The organism is Bacillus sp. 41-22 (assembly GCF_025809295.1).
In the GTDB taxonomy this organism is placed as follows: Bacteria; Bacillota; Bacilli; order Bacillales; family Bacillaceae_G; genus Bacillus_A; species Bacillus_A mycoides.
Map to the genome: position 1 here is coordinate 1,088,720 of NZ_CP084035.1, position 20,906 is coordinate 1,109,625.

At 35.9% G+C, this 20,906-nt stretch carries 18 protein-coding genes; 15 read left to right on the forward strand and 3 right to left on the reverse strand.

What is annotated here, in order from left to right:
• Positions 1–43: 43 nt before the first annotated feature.
• From LCF45_RS05530 to LCF45_RS05540, 3 genes are all read left to right on the forward strand, one after another.
• The gene (locus tag LCF45_RS05530; protein WP_002030228.1) at positions 44–520 is read left to right on the forward strand and encodes a PH domain-containing protein; all 477 of its coding nucleotides are present in this window, start codon (positions 44–46) and stop codon (positions 518–520) included.
• A complete protein-coding gene (locus LCF45_RS05535) occupies positions 513–1,952 on the forward strand; it encodes a PH domain-containing protein (protein WP_078202944.1) in 1,440 nt (479 codons plus the stop codon). Before LCF45_RS05530 ends, LCF45_RS05535 begins: the two co-directional genes overlap by 8 nt.
• A gap of 202 nt (positions 1,953–2,154) precedes the next feature.
• Positions 2,155–2,808: a DUF975 family protein gene (locus tag LCF45_RS05540; protein WP_003187807.1), complete on the forward strand. Its 654-nt coding sequence runs from the start codon at positions 2,155–2,157 to the stop codon at positions 2,806–2,808.
• A gap of 174 nt (positions 2,809–2,982) precedes the next feature.
• On the opposite strand, the gene LCF45_RS05545 is transcribed toward LCF45_RS05540, so the two are convergent.
• Positions 2,983–3,366, reverse strand: a complete 384-nt coding sequence (locus LCF45_RS05545) for a hypothetical protein (protein WP_002125795.1) — start codon at positions 3,364–3,366, stop codon at positions 2,983–2,985.
• 314 nt (positions 3,367–3,680) lie between these two features.
• Here LCF45_RS05545 and LCF45_RS05550 point away from each other — a divergent pair, with 314 nt between their 5' ends.
• The 5 genes from LCF45_RS05550 to LCF45_RS05570 all read left to right on the forward strand — a co-directional run bounded on the left by LCF45_RS05550 (position 3,681) and on the right by LCF45_RS05570 (position 9,415).
• Positions 3,681–5,273, forward strand: a complete 1,593-nt coding sequence (locus tag LCF45_RS05550) for an S-layer homology domain-containing protein (RefSeq protein WP_263894660.1) — start codon at positions 3,681–3,683, stop codon at positions 5,271–5,273.
• 663 nt (positions 5,274–5,936) lie between these two features.
• A complete protein-coding gene (locus tag LCF45_RS05555) occupies positions 5,937–6,908 on the forward strand; it encodes a hypothetical protein (protein WP_016119773.1) in 972 nt (323 codons plus the stop codon).
• Positions 6,909–7,156: 248 nt separating this feature from the next.
• Positions 7,157–7,453, forward strand: coding sequence for a hypothetical protein (locus LCF45_RS05560; protein ID WP_003187801.1), 297 nt, complete (start codon positions 7,157–7,159; stop codon positions 7,451–7,453).
• Positions 7,454–7,527: 74 nt separating this feature from the next.
• Entirely contained in the window at positions 7,528–8,004 is a 477-nt protein-coding gene (locus LCF45_RS05565) for a PH domain-containing protein (RefSeq protein ID WP_002186468.1), read from the forward strand.
• The gene (locus LCF45_RS05570; protein WP_016126675.1) at positions 7,997–9,415 is read left to right on the forward strand and encodes a PH domain-containing protein; all 1,419 of its coding nucleotides are present in this window, start codon (positions 7,997–7,999) and stop codon (positions 9,413–9,415) included. Before LCF45_RS05565 ends, LCF45_RS05570 begins: the two co-directional genes overlap by 8 nt.
• 120 nt (positions 9,416–9,535) lie before the next feature.
• Here LCF45_RS05570 and hmoB read toward each other — a convergent pair whose 3' ends face one another.
• Entirely contained in the window at positions 9,536–10,039 is a 504-nt protein-coding gene (hmoB, locus tag LCF45_RS05575; protein ID WP_002011151.1) for a heme-degrading monooxygenase HmoB, read from the reverse strand.
• Between the two features lie 127 nt (positions 10,040–10,166).
• Between hmoB and LCF45_RS05580 the strand changes: the two genes are divergently transcribed.
• The 6 genes from LCF45_RS05580 (at position 10,167) to LCF45_RS05605 (ending at position 18,907) form a co-directional block, all read left to right on the forward strand.
• Positions 10,167–12,284 (forward strand): transglycosylase domain-containing protein, encoded by a 2,118-nt coding sequence (locus LCF45_RS05580; RefSeq protein WP_002011154.1) that lies wholly within the window; start codon positions 10,167–10,169, stop codon positions 12,282–12,284.
• Positions 12,285–12,473: 189 nt separating this feature from the next.
• Positions 12,474–13,520: a uroporphyrinogen decarboxylase gene (hemE, locus tag LCF45_RS05585; protein WP_002168947.1), complete on the forward strand. Its 1,047-nt coding sequence runs from the start codon at positions 12,474–12,476 to the stop codon at positions 13,518–13,520.
• 14 nt (positions 13,521–13,534) lie between these two features.
• Complete coding sequence (gene hemH, locus LCF45_RS05590; protein ID WP_002134839.1) at positions 13,535–14,470, forward strand: ferrochelatase; 936 nt, start codon at positions 13,535–13,537, stop codon at positions 14,468–14,470.
• Positions 14,471–14,489: 19 nt separating this feature from the next.
• Positions 14,490–15,911, forward strand: coding sequence for a protoporphyrinogen oxidase (hemY, locus tag LCF45_RS05595; RefSeq protein ID WP_263894661.1), 1,422 nt, complete (start codon positions 14,490–14,492; stop codon positions 15,909–15,911).
• Between the two features lie 217 nt (positions 15,912–16,128).
• Entirely contained in the window at positions 16,129–18,495 is a 2,367-nt protein-coding gene (locus LCF45_RS05600; protein WP_263894662.1) for a DUF6359 domain-containing protein, read from the forward strand.
• A gap of 112 nt (positions 18,496–18,607) precedes the next feature.
• Positions 18,608–18,907 carry a hypothetical protein gene (locus LCF45_RS05605; protein ID WP_263894663.1) on the forward strand — a complete coding sequence of 100 codons (300 nt, stop codon included), beginning with the start codon at positions 18,608–18,610 and terminating at the stop codon, positions 18,905–18,907.
• Between the two features lie 113 nt (positions 18,908–19,020).
• On the opposite strand, the gene LCF45_RS05610 is transcribed toward LCF45_RS05605, so the two are convergent.
• A complete protein-coding gene (locus tag LCF45_RS05610) occupies positions 19,021–19,875 on the reverse strand; it encodes a hypothetical protein (RefSeq protein WP_002168943.1) in 855 nt (284 codons plus the stop codon).
• A gap of 326 nt (positions 19,876–20,201) precedes the next feature.
• On the opposite strand from LCF45_RS05610, the gene LCF45_RS05615 reads away from it, so the two are divergent.
• The gene (locus tag LCF45_RS05615; RefSeq protein WP_002168940.1) at positions 20,202–20,774 is read left to right on the forward strand and encodes a TetR/AcrR family transcriptional regulator; all 573 of its coding nucleotides are present in this window, start codon (positions 20,202–20,204) and stop codon (positions 20,772–20,774) included.
• Positions 20,775–20,906: the final 132 nt, after the last annotated feature.

Here is a 20,906-nt window from a genome sequence, read left to right on the forward strand (position 1 = left end):
TGAGACAATTCATATATTAGATTAATAGATTTGGAGTGGTTACATGGATCCATTGAAAAATGAAATTCATCCTGACATGGTCAAGGTGTGGAAAGTTCGTGCTGTAATTGAAGAAGGGATCGGTATTCTCGTCATTTTAGCTTACCTGTTCCTTATGATAAAGTTTGATTGGTGGGCGTGGATTTTGTATGTGATGGTTGGGTTAACAGTTGCGCTAGCACCATTTTCGTATTTTGTATTCCCGAAACTACGTCAGCGTTATTATAGCTATCAATTAAATGAAGAAGAGCTTGAAATTCAGCACGGTCTTTTCGTAGTAAAGCGCGTATTAGTACCGATGATTCGTGTACAGCACGTGACAATTGAACAAGGGCCAATTATGAGAAAACATGGATTAGCAGAATTACATATTGCAACGGCAGCAACTTCTCACAGCATTCCAGGCTTAACGATGTATGAAGCAGAAATGTTAAAAACGAGAATCGCAGAATTAGCGAAAGTGAGTGATGAGGATGTATAAGAGGCAGCATCCCATTACGATGTTATTAGAATTAAAAATAACAGACTTTATACCATTACTTATTTTCATGTTTAGTTTAAATGGAAAGTTCCCATTTTGGTATTTAATTCCCGCTGGATTCGGTTTACTTACTATTTTTTCAGCGTTTGAAAAATGGTATTACACAACATACTGGGTTGAAAATAACGTATTACATGTTAAACAAGGGCTCTTTGTGAAGAAGGAGAGCTACTTAAATAAAGAACGTGTTCAAACGATTAATACAAGTTCAAACGTGTTATATCAAATGCTCGGTTTAAAGAAAATTCAAATCGAAACAGCTGGCGGAGGTGATGATGCCGAAGTTAGCTTAGCTGGTATTACGGAAGATGAGGCGAAGGAGCTTATTTCCTTACTAAATGAGCCAACTCCAGAAGTGAAAGCAGAAGAAACATCAGAAGAAGTAGTAGAAAAAGAAGTTATGACAGAGGAAAAGCAAGCGACAGAGTACAAATTAACTTTGAAAGAAATTTTATTAGCATCTGTTACATCCGGTCAATTTGGATTATTATTCTCATTAATCTTTTTCGTGTATCACCAAGTAGATGAGTACATTCCGAAATGGATAAAAAATAGCGTAGAGTCGTATGTAATGGATCATGATATATACGGCTGGATTTACATGGTAGCTATTTTACTCGTCCTTTCTTGGATTATATCTACAATTGGTTACGCGTTAAAACATGGTAATTTCACAGTAAATCGAAAAAACGATGAAGTGCGTATTTCTCAAGGATTACTTGAAAGGAAAGAACTTGTACTAAAGTTACACCGCATTCAAGGGATTACGATAAAAGAAGGTATTTTCCGTCAGATGTTCGGTTATTGTGCTGTGCAAGTCGAAGTCATTCAAAGTAAGGGATTGGGAGAAGAGAAAGACAAAGTTACGCTGCATCCGATTATTCGAAAAGATCGTGTGCAAGAGTTACTCGCTCATTTACAATTGCCATATGAACTGAATACAAATATTACTGCATTACCAAAAGCAGCCTTGCGCCGTTATTTAATTGATAGTTTCATTTTCTTCGCAATGCTAGCAGTCCCGCTTACTGGGATAAGCATATACTTTGAAAAGTATTTCATCATGTGGGCGTTGTTACCGCTAGCTATCCTCATCTTTACACTTGGATACGCAACATTTAAAACAAATGGTTACGGTGTAAACGGAGAACAAATTACGATTATACATCGTAGTATTGGGAAACATACAGGGCTTGTAAGAAGAAGACACGTCCAATCAATTGAAAAAACACAATCATATTTCCAGCGCCGAGCGGGTTTATGTACGTATACGTTTTCTAGTGCATCATCGAATTATAAACTAGAGCATACGAGAGTAGAAGATGCGGAGAGAATGCAGGATTGGTATAAGAAGAGAATAAGTGAGGATTAATTTAAAAAAGCTTGCCTATTATGAAAGGCAGGCTTTTTTGTTATGGAGAAATGAGTAGTTTGATTCATATATGGGTGCAAATACAGCTCACATTTCTCAATACGTATCAGAAAAAAAGTAGTACCTTTCTATTTCAGGGAAATTCGTGAAATTTTTGATATAAATGGTATACTAATATAGAAATAATATTAGGAGGTTATATATGATAAGTCAGTTGAAAAGAGAAGCACTTGATGCATTAAAAGGAAAATGGGGATTAGCGGTAGGGGCAACCTTATTACTTGGAATCCTTATTGGAGCTGTTGAACTTCTAATTACAGGTGTTTTCTCGATGTTTTGGGGTTGGGAAGAAGCAAGTGATTCGCTTATAGTAAGTATTATTGCAATGCTTGTTATTGGTCCGTTAACAATAGGCGCCTACTATCTTGTTTTAAATGTAATCCGTGAGACTAGTGCTCGCATTGGTGATTTATTTAGATGGTTTAGCGATGGAAGTAAGCTTATGAAGTCGTTTTTAACATATTTACTAATGTATGTATACTTGATGCTATGGACATTACTTCTTATTATTCCGGGTATTATTAAATCATTTTCTTATTCTATGACGTATTTTATTTTGAATGATCGTCCAGAATACACAGCGAATCAAGCAATTACCGAAAGTCGCCGTATGATGAATGGACATAAAATGGATTACTTTTTACTATGCTTAAGTTTCCTTGGCTGGTTCATTTTAAGTATTCTTACTTTAGGAATCGGTTTCTTATGGTCTGCACCTTATTTCTACGCGACATCGGCAGCATTTTATGAAGAGATTTCAAAAGAATATTATAAAAAAGAAGGTACTAGCTTCTAATAAACCACCTAAACCACTTGTCCCCTAAAGAATATAGGGAACAGACGGTTTAGGTGTTTTGATATGTGTTCTGTTTTCGGGTTCACTTCAGGATAAGGTATAGGTTTTTATATAGAAATTCTCCCCTCTATGTTTTATCATAGAGGGTTATTTTTTTATGTAATGATGAGAGAATTAACGCCGTCTTATAAGATAAAACAATAAAGATGATACAGTAATAGGAAGGCCAGTATCCAGAAAAGCTTCTAAATAAAAGGATAGAAAATCTCTGTTGTTAAACCACATAAAGAGTAAATGATTGTAAGAAATACCTAACAATATAAATAAAGGAACTCCGATCTTTAATTCGTGACTTCTTTTTATTTTTCTATAACAAAACTCGCCTAATAAACAACCGATAAGAACAGGGATGCTTCCAAGAATTGAAACCGTAATAATAGATACCAAAATCGATCCCCATGAATCTGCATAATTTGGAATGCGTGCATATGGTAAAACATTCATAACAATAGAGAAAACTAGTAAACATGCTATATAGCTAACAGTAAATCTCTTCATTATTATCCCCCGAGACTATGTAAAATAATATAAAATGGCATGTAGCAATAGAACTAGACACAAATGAAAATCTTCCGTTTCCTATATGTAATTATATCAAGTATATAAAAAACTAGCTTATTTTTTCGCTTCTAATATAAACAGTAAACTGGTAGTACATTCTTTCTTTTTAAATCACCTATTGGAATATTTAGGATAAAAGGTTATAATTAACATTTATCGATTTATGATTACGATAGATTTTGTGAAATGAATCACAAAAGGTCGTGGTACTACAATTTAGTTTAATTAAGAAGAGGGGAACATGTATAAATATGAAGCTTATAAAAATAGCAACGATAGGTATGATTGCAGTAGGATCTCTTTCTATTTCTTCAAGTTCTTTAGCTGAAATGGAAAATGTAACTAAGAATGAAGCACAAGCAGCTCCAAGTAGTTTCCCTGATGTTCCGGGGTGGGTAAAGCCATCAGTAGATTATCTTATAAATAAAAATGTATTGTCAGGTATGCCTGATGGCACGTTTTCACCAAATTTAGAGATAGATAGAGGCTCAGCCGCAAAAATGATGGCGAAAATATTGAACCTTCCTGTCGATCAATCGGCAGCGCCTACTTTTGATGACTCAAAAAAGCATTGGGCAGCTCCGTATATTGCGGCTATAGAAAAAGTGGGTGTTATTAAAGGAGATGGGAACGGGAAGTTCAATCCTACTGGAAAGTTAACGAGAGGCGCGATGGCTTCTATGTTAGTAAATGCATACAAATTACAAGAGAAAGTGACAGTGAATCCTCCAACAATATTTAACGACTTAAAAGAGCATTGGAGCGAGAAATATGTAAATATTTTAGTTGAATTAGGTATTTCAAGTGGATATGGTAATGATAATTGGAAGCCTGATCAAACGATTACTCGTGCTGAAACTGTAAGTTTAGTCGCTCGAACAGATACTTCAAAAGATAAAGAGTTCAAGCGTAAACAAATTCAGATGTCCAAAAATTTCTTTGCTTATCATGATGCATCATTATCTTCAGGAATCGCTTTTGAAGGTGCCCCGCAAACTGTCACAGTGTATGAAGAAAGAGGAGATGGCTGGGTTAAAATCCATACATATCAAGGGTTCAAATGGATCTTATTAAACGAGAAAAGAATTCATATTAATAGAGACTTTTTCACATATGATTATCCAGCGGACTCAGCGAATGTACTTGTAAAATATACATCGCAAACGGTAACAGTAGTTGAAGAAAGAGGTACGTGGTTGCGTATAAGAACTGGTTCAGGTCTACAATGGATGAATATGAATGAATCTCGAACAGTTATTGATAACTTAAAAACAATCCAAAATAATCAACAGGTTATTTTAGTTACAACAAAAGGCTATAATACGGATCAAGCTCAAGTTCGTACATTTGAAAATTCAAATGGGAAATGGAGAGAGCAAAAGAATATAAGTGGATATATTGGGAAAAAAGGTTTTGCAGTTGAGATGAGTGAAAGTGGTATGAGTTCGCCAAGAGGAAAATACACAATTGGTGCAGCTTTCGGTAGACAAGGGAATCCTGGTACGAAACTTCCCTTTATTAATTTAACGCAAAATCACGTTTGGGTAGATGATTCGACATCTCCATACTATAATACTTTACAGGAAAAGCCTGTAAGAGGTAGATGGAAATCAGCTGAAAATATGTATATTCCAGCATATGATTATGGATTCGTAATTAATTATAATACTGAATCACGTACACCATACAAAGGAAGCGCAATCTTCTTCCATGTTTCTACTTCATGGACAGAAGGGTGTACAGGTGTAGATAAACAAAATGTTATTGATATTTTAAGATGGATTGATCCAGGGAAAAACCCTGTTATTATTCAAACTCCTGAAAGTGAACTGACAAACTATTAATTTGATAACTTTAAAGATTTTCATGTCATCTTTTCGTGATAACCAATTGCACGAAAAGGTAGCATTATTTTAAGTCTACTTTAATTAGTAGGCTTTTTTTATTAGCGTATGAAATTCTCGTTTCAGAGTACTGTTTACTTTTCAACTGGATGACAATGAGGAAAGATCCCCTGTATGCTTTTATGGAGAATCCGTATTTACACTAAGGATTGGTATCTTATTGACGCTTAAAATATAGATGTCGGAAAATAATGTAAAAAACTATTGTATGTTTAAAAACCTTATGTTACATTTGTGTTACAAAAGAGTTACGAATCGTGACTTTTGTTACGGGTTGTTTTCTTTTGTTTTTCGGTATGTTACAGATTATAGTTTGTATTCCAATTAGCTGAGGATGTTTAAAGCTGAAGAAATAGCAAACTATAAACGAAAAATGATTTTTCTATGTGTATAAGAGTGTGTGTAGTAAAGATTCTGAGTAAGGGCTTTATTAAAATTCCTTTCTGTCTTAAAAGAAGAAGAAAACCAACTACCAACTATTTAGGAGTTTTAAGTAATGATAGTAAATGAAATGTACAGTACATATTTACTTTCAGTCTAATTACTACACAGACTTTTATACATATGATGTTATTGTTTTAGTTATATATAGGGGGAGAGAAAATGAGAAAGTTATTAACGGTAATTGGACTTACGTTTTTAATGCTAGCTGGATGTAGTAATGGGGATTTTGACAAAGCAATGGATGAAGGGAAGACCGCGTTAACGAATAAAGAATATAAAAATGCTTTATCATCATTTGAACGAGCATTAGATGAGAAAAAAGATGATTCAGATGCAACAGTGCTTGTAGAACAAACGAAAGTAATGATTGAAGCAGTGAAGTTAAAAGAAGAAACAAAGGTAGAAGAATCAATCAAGTCATTTGGAAAAGTAGAGAACATGAAGAATGGAAATAATACGCTTATAAAACAAGCCAAGGAAGAACGAACAGCATTAGTAGCGATCTTAGAACAAAAAAAGAAGTATGAAGAGCAACTGACAAAAAGCGAAGAGTTAATAAGTAAGAAAAATTATGCAGAAGCGAAAGAGATGTTAAATAAGGTAGTTTCAGAAACAAAAGATAACAAGAACCTTGAAGAATATAATAAAAAGGCTTTAGGATTAATCACTAAAATTGGTGAAGAGGAAAAAACTGCAAAGAGTGTAACGACAGCAGCGAAGGCACAAAAAAATGATGCAGTAACGAGTCAAAAGGTAGCGACAGAAAAGAACCAAAAAGCAGAGACAGAAAAAAATCAAAAGGCAGTAACAGAAAAGAACCAAAAAACAGAGACAGAAAAGAATCAGAAGGTAGTAACAGAAAAGAACCAAAAAGTAGAGACAGAAAAGAATCAAAAGGTAGAGACAGGAAAGAATCAAGATGCATTTACTTTTGAGAAAGCTAAAGAATATATCAAAAAAGAATATAAAGAAGAATATAATTACACGCTAGAGGATACGCAAGTAGAAAATGGAAAGAAATATTATCAAATTAGAGTGCGTACGACATATAAAATAGAAGGTGCAGCTGGAGCAGGATTTACTGGAGTATTCAAGGTGTTCGAAGATGGTACAATTGTTGAAATGCACTAAATTGATGAAAAAGGTATCCTCAAAGTATTTGAGGGTACCTTTTTAGCATAAAAAAAAGCATCTAGCAAAAGTACTAGATGCAAATAAAAACACAAGGGAAGACAAAATTCTTCCCTTTTCCCGTAAGTAATTATATCAAAAAAATTATAAAAAACTAGCTTTATTTTTAATATAATGAATGTGTGAGGCTATGAAAGTAAAAGATTACACTATTTTTATAGTGTTTTATTAAAAAAGGAGTTGTATAAATGATTAATTTCAAACCAGAAAATTTAAACCAACTATTAAAAGTGACGCTTATAAGTGCGAATAAGTCTTATGATGCGATTAAAGAGTATGAATTTACGGGAGAAGCAGTAGTATTCCGTGTAGACTTCGAATATATTGACGTTTCTCTAATGATTATAGATATGTTAGGAAGAACTGCTTCTAAATTTAACATTTTGCCATACGCTCGCCCTAATACGAATGAGATAGATTACATTCAGTTTCAGGTGTATTCCATTAATGAAGGGAATTTTAAAGAAATGCTCGACACAATGTAAGAAACTATAATTTTACAAAACTGTATATAACAACTAATATATAATTAATAAATTCATATAATTGGAGTGATGAGATGCAGCCGTTAGAGAGGGAGATTCATTCTAATATGCTAAAAGTGTGGAGAATTCATGCTTTAATTGGGGCGGCGGTTATACTAGCAGTCGTAATTGCGTATTTCTTTTTTATGATTAACTTTAACTGGTGGGGCTGGTTGTTTGGATTGTTAGTGACAGGAGCAGTTATATACATACCACTCGACTATTTTGTATTTCCAAATTTACGTCAACGTTATTATAGTTACAGATTAAATGAAGAAGAGATTGAGATTCAAAAGGGAATGTTCGTTGTGAAGCGCGTACTTATTCCGATGATTCGTGTGCAGCACGTAACGATTGAGCAAGGACCAATTATGAGAAAGTATAATTTAGCAGAATTACATATTTCAACAGCGGCAACTTCTCATAGTATTCCAGGTTTAACGAAAGAAGAAGCAGAACAGTTGAAAAGACAAATTGGAGAGCTTGCGAAAGTGAGTGATGAGGGTGTATAAGAGGCAACATCCGATCACGATATTGTTAGGTATTCGAATTGCGACTTTGTTGCCTTTTATTTTTCTTGTTTTATTTCGTTCAGATGGTGAAGTAAAACCTTGGTATTTCTTACATCTTGTTCTTTTGTTTGTATTATTTATTATGGCTATTTTTTCAGCTGTAAAATGGTATTTCAAAGTATACTGGGTTGAAAATAATATTTTACATATAAAACACGGTGTTTTTGTGAAGAAGGAAAGTTATTTAAATAAAGATCGTGTGCAAAACATTAGTACATCTTCTAATGTCATTTATCAAATGCTTGGGCTTACGAAATTAAATATAGAAGTAGCGGGCGGCGGTAGTGAGCCGGAAGTGATGTTAGCTGGTATTAAAGAAGATGAAGCGAAGGAACTGATTGCCTTATTAAATAAAAAAAGAAGCGCTGCGAGTGAAGAAGTACCCATGGCAGAAGAAAGTAAGACGATTTATCAGTTAACGATGAAAGAGATTTTAGTAGCTTCCATTACGTCTGGTAGATTCGGATTAGTGTTTTCTGGATTACTTCTTATTTACACAGAGTTTAATCAATTTCTTCCAGAATGGCTCATAAATAAAGTGGAAGCGTATGTGATGGATAACGGTGTATATGAATTAATCGTTATGGCCGCGATTTTAATGGCGGTTTCGTGGGTCGTTTCGACAGCTGGTTATGCGCTAAAATATGCGAACTTTAAAATAGAGCGAAACGGAAATGAAATTCGTATTGTGCAAGGGTTATTTGATAAGAAAGAGTTTGTCTTAAAGCTCCACCGCATTCAAGCAATTACTGTGAAAGAAGGAATTCTCCGCCAGCCTTTCGGTTATTGCTCTGTCGAAGTGGAAGTCATTCAAAGTATAGAAGCCGCAGGGAATGAAGTGATGTTACATCCTTTTATGAAGAAAAAAGATGTACAGCAGCTACTTGCCTATTTACAGTTGCCGTATGAAATAGAAGAGGAAATCGTTCATTTACCGAAGGCTGCATTACGCCGTTACGTCGTAATGGGCTGGATTACAAGTGCTGTGCTCGCTGTGCCAATCGCTGGTGCGAGTATATATTTTAAACAACATACTGCGTTGTTCGTTCTTATACCGCTATTTATTGTATTTACAATACTTGCATACGCTAGATATAAAAGTGGTGGATATATGATACGAGACAATCAGTTAGTAATGGTGCACCGAGGTCTCGCGAAATATACAGGGATCATGCGAAGAAGGCATATTCAAGTGGTCGGATACAATCAATCTTATTTTCAAAAGAAAGACGAGTTATGTACAGCTGCTGTAGCGGTGGCGGGACATGGTTATGAAGTGAAGCATATGCGAAAAGAAGACGCGCTTCGCATATATAATTGGTATAAAGAAAAAGGAAACACCGGTGTGTAATGGTGTTTCCTTTTTTGTGTGTCGTCATTTGTCGATAAGTCGATATATTTCGAGTTGCGCCGATATATTCGAAAAATCGCCTATATAATTTCACATACCGTTGACTCCGAACTCCGAAAATTAAACTAACACATCAAAAGTAGTCACGAACGACGGGCGAGAGAAAATGCTTTTTTGCTGTTCTGCATGTGGATGCGCCTGAGCCTGTGCTTGTCCTTCTGCTTGTGCAGGGCGTTTTTTATGAGCGTTTTCGAATGAACGTGATTCTGTCCAATCTTTAAAGTTTTGCTCAGTTTCCCACATCGTTAAGATGACATATGTATCATTACTTAATGGGCGAAGAACACGGATTGCTTGGAAGCCAGGCTCATTTTCGATTAGACCAGCACGGTTTTTAAAACGGTTTTCAAATACAGGGCGACCTTCGTCTGTTACAGAAATGTTGTTACAAACGATGTAGCCAGATTGTCCTTTAAATTCTCCAACAGCGTCTAATACGTCATACTGAAGTGTTGATTCTACAGATTCTTCAGTATTTTCTTTATAAAACATATCTTTTTCGTTATTTTTTGCAGTGAAATGTGCTTGTTCTAGAGGTGTTTCGTATGAAATAATAGCCTTCATTTTAATGCCCCCTTTATGGTTTGTCTCTATTATATCAATTCTCTTAAAAAACTTCGAAGATTATATACATAAAGATACTTCTTTTTCAAATAATAAATGTACCATCATTTGGAAAGAAGGCCGATGTATGAAGAAAGCAAAGTGGACTTTATTAGGCGGGGTAGCAACGTTCGTAGTAGCGATTGTACTCTATAAACTTATTGTGTTAACTGGTGGCTATATGATGGATGAAAAGCAGCTTGTTTTCCACTCTTCATCACGTATCGTTGACCAGAAAGGAAAAGAAATTACGAAGTTATATGTAGAAAATAGAGAGCTCGTGCCGATTGAAGAAATTCCAAAGTACGTGCAGCAAGCATTTATTGCTGTGGAAGATTCTCGTTTTTATGAGCATCAAGGAATTGATTACCCTTCTATATTTCGGGCGCTTTATAAAGACGCGTTAGCTGGAGAGAAGGTAGAAGGCGGTAGTACGATTACGCAGCAACTAGCTAAAAACGTCTTTTTAACTCGCGAAAAAACATTTACGCGCAAATTGAAAGAGGTCGCAATTTCTCTTCAATTAGAGCAAAAATATACGAAGCAGCAAATTCTTGAAATGTATATGAACCATATTTATTTCGGTCATGGGGCATATGGTATTCAAGCGGCAGCAAAGTTGTATTTTAATAAAAATGTAGAAGATTTAACAGTGGAAGAGGGAGCTATGCTTGCAGGGCTTCCGAAAGCGCCAAATGGCTATTCACCGTACTTATCCCTAGAAAAGAGTAAAGGGCGCCGTGATCTTGTTTTGTCACTTATGCATAAACAAGGCTATTTAACAGCGGAAGATAGTGTTCGTTACCAAGGGAAAACAATAGCTCTTTATAAAAATTCAGATGAACGTGAACTCGCATATATGCCGTATATCGATATGGTTATAGATGAAGCGGCGCGTTTATATGGTTTATCGCATCAAGAAGTACTGCGCGGAGGATATACGTTTGTCGTACCGATGGATGAAAAAGTTCAAAAGGTAGCATATAACCAGTTTCAAGATGCGAGAAATTTCCCTGGTAAAGAAAACGGGGCGCAAGGTGCATTTTTATTAATGGATAATCAGACTGGCGGAATTAAAGCCGCGATTGGCGGAAGAGAGTATGTTCCGAGAGGGCTTAATCGCGTTTTTGCAAAGCGGCAGCCTGGTTCTGTTTTAAAGCCGCTTATCGTATATGGACCTGCACTTGAGACGAAGAAATATAATCCATATTCTTTATTAACGAATGAAAAAAGTTCGTTTGAAGGTTATGAACCTCGAAATTATAATCATGAGTATACGAAAGAGATGACGATGTACGATGCGGTATTAGAATCAGCAAATGTGCCAGCTGTATCTTTATTAAATGAATTAGGGGTAGATGAGGGAAAGCAATATTTAGAGAAAGGGAATGTTCATATTGCGGACTCAGGTTTAAGCACAGCACTTGGCGGGCTAAAAAATGGTGTGTCTCCATTTGATCTTGTCAAAATGTACCGATCTTTTTTAGCAAACGGGAATATTATCGAACCGCACGTTATCGATAAAGTATTAAATAGACACGGGGCGGTTATTGGAGAATCATCAAAAGCTGAAACGAAAGTCTTTTCGAAGCAAACGGCATGGTATATGACAAAGATGCTTGAAGGAGTTGTGAAAGAAGGTACGGCGAAAGCTGGCGTATATAATGGAGCTTTAGCTGGAAAAACAGGCACAACTTCATTGCCGAATGATGACAATGGTGCGCGTGATATGTGGTTCGTTGGATATACACCGAATTTAGTAGGTGCAGTTTGGATTGGCTATGACCGCACCGATAAAGAGCATCAATTACAAGATGGAAATGCATCTGCAACGATGTTATTTAAAAAGATTTTAACGAAAGCAAACATACAAGATAAAGCGAGTTTTCATAGGCCAAAAGGTGTTGAAACAATTGGACTGCCAATTCGTTTAGATAAGATTCAAAACGTGGAAGCAAAACTAGCATTTAGTCCTTTCGGTTTATTTGCAATGAAACTAAGCTGGACGCCGCTTCCTGATGAGCGAATTATGTATCGGATTTATAAAGTTGAAAAAGGAATTCATACTCACGTTGGAACGGCAAAAGGAACGGGGAAATATGAGGAGAAGTTTATTAATATATTCTCAAAACCAAGTTTTTACGTTGTACCATATAACACACAAACGAACCGTGAAGGAGAAAAGTCAAAAGTAGCTAAACCGTAGTTTTTCTCTGTGCTATAATAAGAATGTTGTGAAAATAGTAAACGTTTTTACGAACGTTTGTGTCAATTTAATGAACAACGTACATAATGTTATGCATTTTGTTTTTACAAGCTGTATAGTAAAAAAAGATAAATATCGGAATAGAGCATATTTAAAGAAAAAGCATTGGTAAGGAAGGGAGCTAGGGTCTTGGTAAGAACTATAAATGAGACATTTTTAAAAGCATGTAGGGGGGAACGTACAGAGTATGTACCAGCATGGTATATGCGTCAAGCAGGTCGTTCACAGCCGGAATATAGAAAGATAAAAGAGAAATATTCCTTATTTGAAATTACACATAATCCAGAGTTGTGCGCTTACGTTACAAAGTTGCCAGTTGATCAATATAACGTAGACGCAGCAATTCTTTATAAAGATATTATGTCACCACTACCTGCAATTGGTGTTGATGTGGAAATTAAATCTGGCATTGGTCCAGTTATCGATAGTCCAATCCGTTCTTTACAAGATGTAGAAAAATTAGGGGAAATCAATCCAGAAGATGACGTACCTTACATACTAGATACAATTCGTTTATTAACGACAGAAATGTTAGATGTACCGTTAATCGGTTTTTCAGGAGCTCCATTTACGTTAGCGAGCTATATGATTGAAGGCGGTCCTTCTCGTAACTATCATAATACGAAAGCGTTTATGTATGCAGAGCCGAAAGCTTGGTTCGCTTTAATGGATAAGCTTGCAGATATGGTTATTACATATTTAAAAGCGCAAATTAACGCAGGAGTAAAAGCGGTTCAAATTTTCGATTCTTGGGTTGGAGCAGTAAATGTAGCGGATTACCGTATATTTATTAAACCAGCGATGGAGCGTATTTTTGCAGAAGTTCGCCCGATGGGTGTTCCAATGATTATGCACGGCGTAGGTGCTGCACATTTAGTGAATGAATGGCACGACTTACCGCTTGATGTAGTAGGTTTAGATTGGCGCTTACCGATTGAAGAAGCACGCGCACGTGGTGTTCACAAGGCGGTACAAGGAAATATGGATCCTTCATTCTTATTAGCACCTTGGTCTGTTATTGAAGAACATGTAAAAGGTATTTTAGATCAAGGGATGAAGCAGCCAGGTTATATCTTTAACTTAGGTCACGGCGTATTCCCAGAAGTAAATCCAGATACATTAAAACGCTTAACTACATTTATTCATGAGTACTCTAAAGAACAGTTAGCGAAGTAAAGGAGATTGTCTGTATGAAAAAGAAAATTGGTTTGCTTGTAATGGCATACGGAACGCCATATAAAGAAGAAGATATTGAACGTTACTATACACATATTCGCAGAGGAAGAAAGCCAAGTCCTGAAATGCTAGAAGATTTAACAGAGCGTTACCGTGCAATTGGTGGTATTTCTCCTTTAGCTACTATTACATTAGAGCAAGCTAAAAAGTTAGAGACACGTTTAAATGAAATACAAGATGAAGTAGAGTACCACATGTATCTTGGTTTAAAACATATTGAACCGTTCATTGAAGATGCAGTACAAGCTATGCATAAAGATGGAATAGAAGATGCAATTGCACTCGTTCTTGCCCCTCACTATTCTACTTTTAGCGTGAAGTCGTATGTAGGACGAGCGCAAGAAGAAGCAGGAAAACTTGGAAACTTAACAATTCACGGCATCGATAGCTGGTATAAAGAACCGAAATTTATTCAGTATTGGGTCGATGCAGTGAAAGGTATATATAACGGTATGTCAGAAGCAGAACGTGAAAAAGCAGTGTTAATCGTATCTGCACATAGCTTACCAGAAAAAATTATCGCACTCGGCGATCCATACCCGGATCAATTAAACGAAACAGCTGACTATATTGCACGTGGTGCTGAAGTAGCAAATTATGCAGTAGGTTGGCAAAGTGCCGGAAATACACCAGACCCTTGGATTGGTCCAGATGTACAAGATTTAACGAGAGAACTAAATGAAAAATACGGCTACAGTTCATTCGTATATGCACCAGTTGGATTTGTTGCGGAACATTTAGAAGTTTTATATGACAATGACTTTGAGTGTAAAGTTGTAACGGATGAAATTGGCGCGAAATATTATCGTCCCGAAATGCCTAATGCGTCGGACGCATTTATCGACTGTTTAGCAGATGTAGTATTAAAGAAAAAAGAATCTGTAATGTAAGTAGAAAGGGGGAGCTTACTTGAGGAAAAAAGTTGTGATCATCGGCGGTGGCATCACAGGATTAACAACAATGTATAACTTACAAAAAGAAATTCGTGAAAAAAACTTGCCGATAGATGCATTGCTTATAGAAGCGTCCGGTAAACTTGGCGGGAAAATTGAAACCGTTCAAAAAGATGGATTTACAATTGAACGTGGCCCTGATTCTTTCTTAGCAAGAAAAGAGAGTGCAGCTAAATTAGTGAAAGAATTAGGACTTGGCGATGAACTTGTAAATAATAAGGCCGGTCAATCGTTCGTTCTCGTAAACAATCGGTTACATAAAATGCCGAGCGGTTCAATGATGGGAATTCCAACGCAAATTACGCCGTTTCTATTTTCCGGATTGTTCTCCCCAATTGGTAAACTAAGAGCTGGTTTTGACTTATTAATGCCTAGATCAAAACCAGTTTCTGATCAATCACTCGGGCAGTTTTTCAGGCATCGTCTTGGAAATGAAGTCGTTGAAAATTTAATTGAGCCATTATTATCTGGTATTTATGCAGGGGATATTGATGAAATGAGTTTAATGTCAACATGCCCTCAAATTTATCAAATTGAACAGGAGCACCGTAGTATTTCACTCGGTATGCGTACGCTCGCTCCAAAGCAAGAGAAGGCTGAATTGAAAAAAGGAATATTTAAAACTGTGAAAACCGGTTTAGAATCTATAGTAGAATCTCTTGAAACGAAGATTCCTAATGATATGATAATGAAGGGCACTCGTATCGAAAAGGTTGCAAAACTTGGTGATAGTTATACGATTACGCTTAGTAACGGAAAAGAAATGGAAGCAGACGCGATTGTAGTTACGACGCCGCATAAAGTATTGCCATCTATGTTTGCGCAGTATAAGCAGTTTCGTTTCTTCCGTAACATTCCGTCTACATCAGTTGCAAACGTGGCACTTGCTTTCCAAAAGTCTGCAATTCAGCGTGATATTGATGGTACCGGATTTGTCGTATCAAGAAATAGTGATTATACAATTACAGCGTGTACGTGGACACACAAAAAATGGCCACATACAACGCCAGAAGGAAAAACGCTTCTTCGCTGTTACGTCGGACGCCCAGGTGATGAAGCGATTGTCGAACAAACTGACGAAGAAATTGTGCAGCTCGTACTCGAAGACTTACAAAAGACAATGGATATTACAGAGGATCCAGAGTTTACAATTGTAAGCCGCTGGAAAGAAGCGATGCCTCAATATACAGTAGGCCATAAAGAGCGAATGAAAAAGCTCACAACATTTATGGAGGAAGAATTGCCAGGTGTGTATTTGGCAGGTAGTTCTTACTCTGGTTCTGGTCTTCCGGCTTGTATTGAGCAAGGTGAGTTAGCGGCGAAACGTGTGTTATTTCATTTAGAGAAAGTAATGGAGACTAAATTAGTCGCACATTAAAATATTTCAAACAAAACGCCTTCAATTATATTGAAGGCGTTTTGTTTATTGGATAAAATACCTTTAGTCAATAAACCTATATAAGTTATTTTGTATTATAGTTTGAAAACTTGTAAATTAAATAAATTTTGTGTAAAACTTGTCGAAATATAGTTCTATATAACGAATCATTTGATATGATAGAAATGTTGAGAAAATATGAAATAGGGAGAGGGAAATGGCTGTGAAGAAATTATTAAGTGTCTTTTTATCATTGATGTTATTGCTTTCATTTACTGGAACTTTAGCGCAGGCGGAAGAAACTACTTCTATGTCAGTAGAAAAAGCAATTCAAGTATTTAAGCAGCAAGGGAAAACGAAGGGGATAGTGGAAGGATATATCGTTGGGTATACGCAAAGTCCTTCTAAATACACGAAAGATCCGGCTAAGTTTGACGACACAAACGTGGCAATTGCCGATTCGCCAAACGAAACGAATCCAGACAAAATCATGCCTGTTCAATTGCCAAAAGGCGATGTGAGATTGGCAGTAAATGTGAAAGACCATCCTGAAAATATCGGGAAGAAAGTTAGGTTGACAGGGACGCTTGAGTTATATTTCGGTAGCCCAGGTTTAAAATCAGTAACAGCTCATAAGTTTCAAGGAGAAGAACAAAACCGCGTTAGCGATGTAGTGGCATCACCAAATGGTGGGGAAGTTGCAAAAGGAACAGCAGTAACATTAACAACGAATACAGAAGGAGCAACAATCTACTATACGTTAGATGGCTCTAATCCTACAAACAAAAGTGTTCGTTATAACGGACAAATTGTAGTGAATGAAAATAGTGTAGTGAAAGCAATCGCTGAAAAAGAAGGGCTTACTTCTTCAGCAGTTTCGACATTTTCATTTATAATCGTAACAAATGAACCAGTTCGTATTCATGATATTCAAGGGAAATCACATATTTCTCCTTACAATGGGAAGAAAGTAAACAATGTGGAAGGCGTTGTCACAGTGCTTGATAAAAATGGTTTTTATATAGAAGATAATCAGCCGGATAATGATCCAGCTACTTCTGAAGGTATTTACGTATACAAAAAAGATGTGAATGTAGCAGTAGGAGATCTTGTCCAAGTTGATGGAGAAGTAGAAGAATATGTTGGGCCTGGATATGCAGAAAGGTTTGACACAGATTTAACGACGACGGAAATTAAAGCGAGCCGCGTTGCTGTCATCGCAAAAGATCAACCTTTACCAGCGCCGATTGTACTTGGAGAAAACGGTGTGAAAATTCCTGATCAAATTATCGATAATGATGCATTCGGTTTATTTGATCCAAATGAAGATGCAATCGACTTTTATGAAAGTGTAGAAGGTATGCGCGTTACGATGCCAACGCCAAAAATTATTGCCCCTCAGAAAAACGGGAATTTATATGTAACAGTAGAAAATGGCGGGAATAAAGTCGTAACGAAATATGGCACACCTGTATTAGATGAAAATCAATTAAACCCAGAACGTCTTTCTGTAAAAGTACCTCGTGATTATGTAGCAAAAGTAGGAGATACTTTTACTGGAGATATAACAGGGGTAGTCGGATATGATTACGGTTCGTTCCGCATTGCGCCAATAACGGAATTACCATCTGTAGTGGACGGCGGATTTAAGCAAGTAGGGGCAAATATTCAGCCTCGTCTTGATAAGTTAACAGTTGCTACATATAACATTGAAAATTTCTCGGCGAATAAAAAAGAAACAACAGATGAAAAAGTAAAAGCGTTAGCGTATTCTATTAAATACAATTTAAAAATGCCAGATATTATCGGTGTAGAGGAAATGCAAGATAACAATGGATCAATTAATGACGGTACAACAGATGCTTCATTAAGTGCAAAACGTATCATTGATGCAGTTCTAGAAATTCGTGGACCAAAGTATGAGTATGTAGAAATTGCTCCGAATAATAATCTAGACGGAGGAGCACCAGGAGCTAATATTCGTGTCGGTTTCTTCTACAACCCATCACGCGTGAAATTAGCAGCAGTACCGAAGTTACTTGATAAAAATGTTGTTCGCATTGGAGACGAAAGTTCATTATTTGAAAGTACACGTAAACCGCTTGCAGCAGAATTTACGTTCCAAGGACAAAACGTTGTTGTCGTTGCAAATCACTTAAACTCAAAAATAGGAGATGCAACGCCATTTGGAAAAGTGCAGCCGCTCGTATTAAAGAGTGAAGAAAAACGAATTCAGTTAGCGCAAGAAGTAAATCACTTCGTACAAGGAATTCAGAAAAAGAACACGAATGCACCAGTTGTTGTGTTAGGGGATATGAACGATTTTGAGTTCGCTAAACCACTAAAAGCACTAGAAGGAACAATCTTGAAAAATATGTTAAACACAGTGCCGAAAGAGAACCGCTACACGTACATTCATGAAGGAAATGCACAAGTGTTAGATCATATTTTAGTAACAAACAACATCGCACCATACACAATTGTAGATCCAGTGCACTTAAACTCAAACATTATGAAAGAGCATGGACGTGTAAGTGACCACGATCCAGTACTTGTTCAAATTGATTTGAAGAAGGCTTCTTAAATAGTCGAGAAAGAACGCTTAGAAATATACTAAGCGTTCTTTTCCATTATTAGGGATTTTTATGGTAAAATAGATTGAATATTCATTCTTTGATGCAGGGAGGTGTAGACATATGGTAGCCCGAATAAACGGGAAATTAATGAATCAGCTTGCAATTTTTTTTAGTACGATCGTCATGCTTCAGTTTGTAGCTGATATAACAGGGCTTACACAGACTCTAGATAGTATGTATTATTTAATGAATACCGCAACTTCCTATATAACGTTTAGTTTGGCGGTTATTTTTACTTTAATCGGTGCAAGAAGAGAATTAAGTAAATATGCAATTATTGCATTATGTTTAGTGGTAGCTATTAAAGCGATTTATTTTGCGGCGATCGTTATTTTATGGGGATTGGCAGGTACGCCGTAAAGGGGAGAGGATTATATGAGTATTGAAAATATAAGATTGATAAATGTAAATGATAATAAGAGCGTAATTCTCTAAGCTAACTTAGGGAATTACGCTCTTATTCGTTCAATTATTTAGTCCGAAATTGCTTGAAACGCTTTTCTACACCGATCTCTTTTTTGCAGTCTTCTTCTATATTTTTTTCTATCCCGCTTTACTCCTTGTATATACATAAATAAGCTAACGAGAAGGAAGAAAGCACATTGCATCGTTAAAATGTACGGTGACATGCCTTGCAATGGTTGTTTCGGATCATATAAATGAATAGGTGCTCCGCCTATTGAAGGAAATATTGTATTTAGCAGGACGTAAGGAATGGAGGCAACTGCAAATGGAAAGAGAATTGCCATATAGTCCTTTTGTGACCATACAGATGCAGCAAGTCCTAAAAGAGCCATTAAACCTGCAAATAAAAAATTAATTCCGATATATACAGTAATGTAAGTGAGAGGCGCATCGAAATATAGGTTTGCGAACATTCCATCAGCATTTATGATGCCTGAACCAATCGTAGGTGTTCCGTCTGGAATGGTTAATTTGCAAAATAATAACGATAAGATGAATGGAAATGTATAAAGTAATCCTCCGCAAAAAAACGTAACGATATATTTCATTAATGAATAAGGAAATAAAGAAATCCCCTTACTCACAAACGGTTTAAAACCATCTGACTTATCCGAATTGTAACTTGTACTAAAGGGGAAACTCGCAATAACTGGCATTAATAATAAATAAACATCCATTTCATTGTCGCGAAATCCGATCCATTTTATATCTGTTGAAATAGGTCCACTCGCTGCGTCTCCTAAATAACGAATTACATAGTAATAGTGATAAATACAAATAAGAACGAATCCACTAAACATAATAATTAAAGAAATACGACTACAAAAAGCTTGCTTTATATTTAAACGAAGCGCACGCATCATGACTGAAAAAGCCTCCACTATTTTGATAAACTTGTCTATTTTCTATATTACTATTAAATGTAAAGATTTTCTTGTTTTTTTATTTGATTATTTGAAAAAAGGGAAATTTGTTGTCGTTAAGTAAGGTTTAATCATATATCTTAAGAACACCTTTTCTTTTTCTCTTTTCTTCTGATACACTATGACAGTATTATATAACTTGACTGGAATTTTTTTATACTGGAAATAATAAAAAAGAGAACTTGTCTAGAATGTAAGCGTGTGGTAATATCAAAGATGTACTGATTGACTATATTATCCAATTGGTCATTTTTGGAGGTGACGATGTGGCGATAGATCGAAAACGCTCTATTATTGAAGCTGCAACAAAGTCTTTTTCAGCGTTCGGTTATAAAGCAACAACGATGGATCAAGTAGCGAAGTTAGCGAATGTAGGAAAAGGAACGATTTATACTTTTTTCAAAAATAAAGAAGAACTATTTGGTGAAATTATTTCTAATTTAATTACAGAAATGAAGCAAGTCGCAAAAGACGCAATTCGTTCAGATATTTCATTTTTTGAAAATGTACATAGAGCATTATATAGCATATTAGAATTTAGAAAAGAACATCAGCTCATGATTAAATTAATTCAAGAAGAGCGCGATATGGGAACGAAAGAAGTACAAGAAGTGATGCAACAAGTAGATGTGGAAATCGTTTCTGTTATTCAATCTTATTTAGAGATTGCAATTGAAAAAGGTGAAATTAGCAAATGTGATCCAGAAATTACAGCGTTTATTATGCTTCGCCTATACGTATCGCTTATTTTTGATTGGGAAAAAAATCATGAACCGTTAGAAAAAGAAAAAATCTCAGAATTATTCGAACTTTATTTACTAAAAGGATTGTCAAATTAAGATAATCCTTTTATTATTATAAAAAATGACTAATTGAACAAATTGGTCAATCGTATAAGGAGGATGGTTAAATATAATCATGTAGATGAAAATGTGCATAGTATAAATTCGGGGATAAGGCATATGTATGAA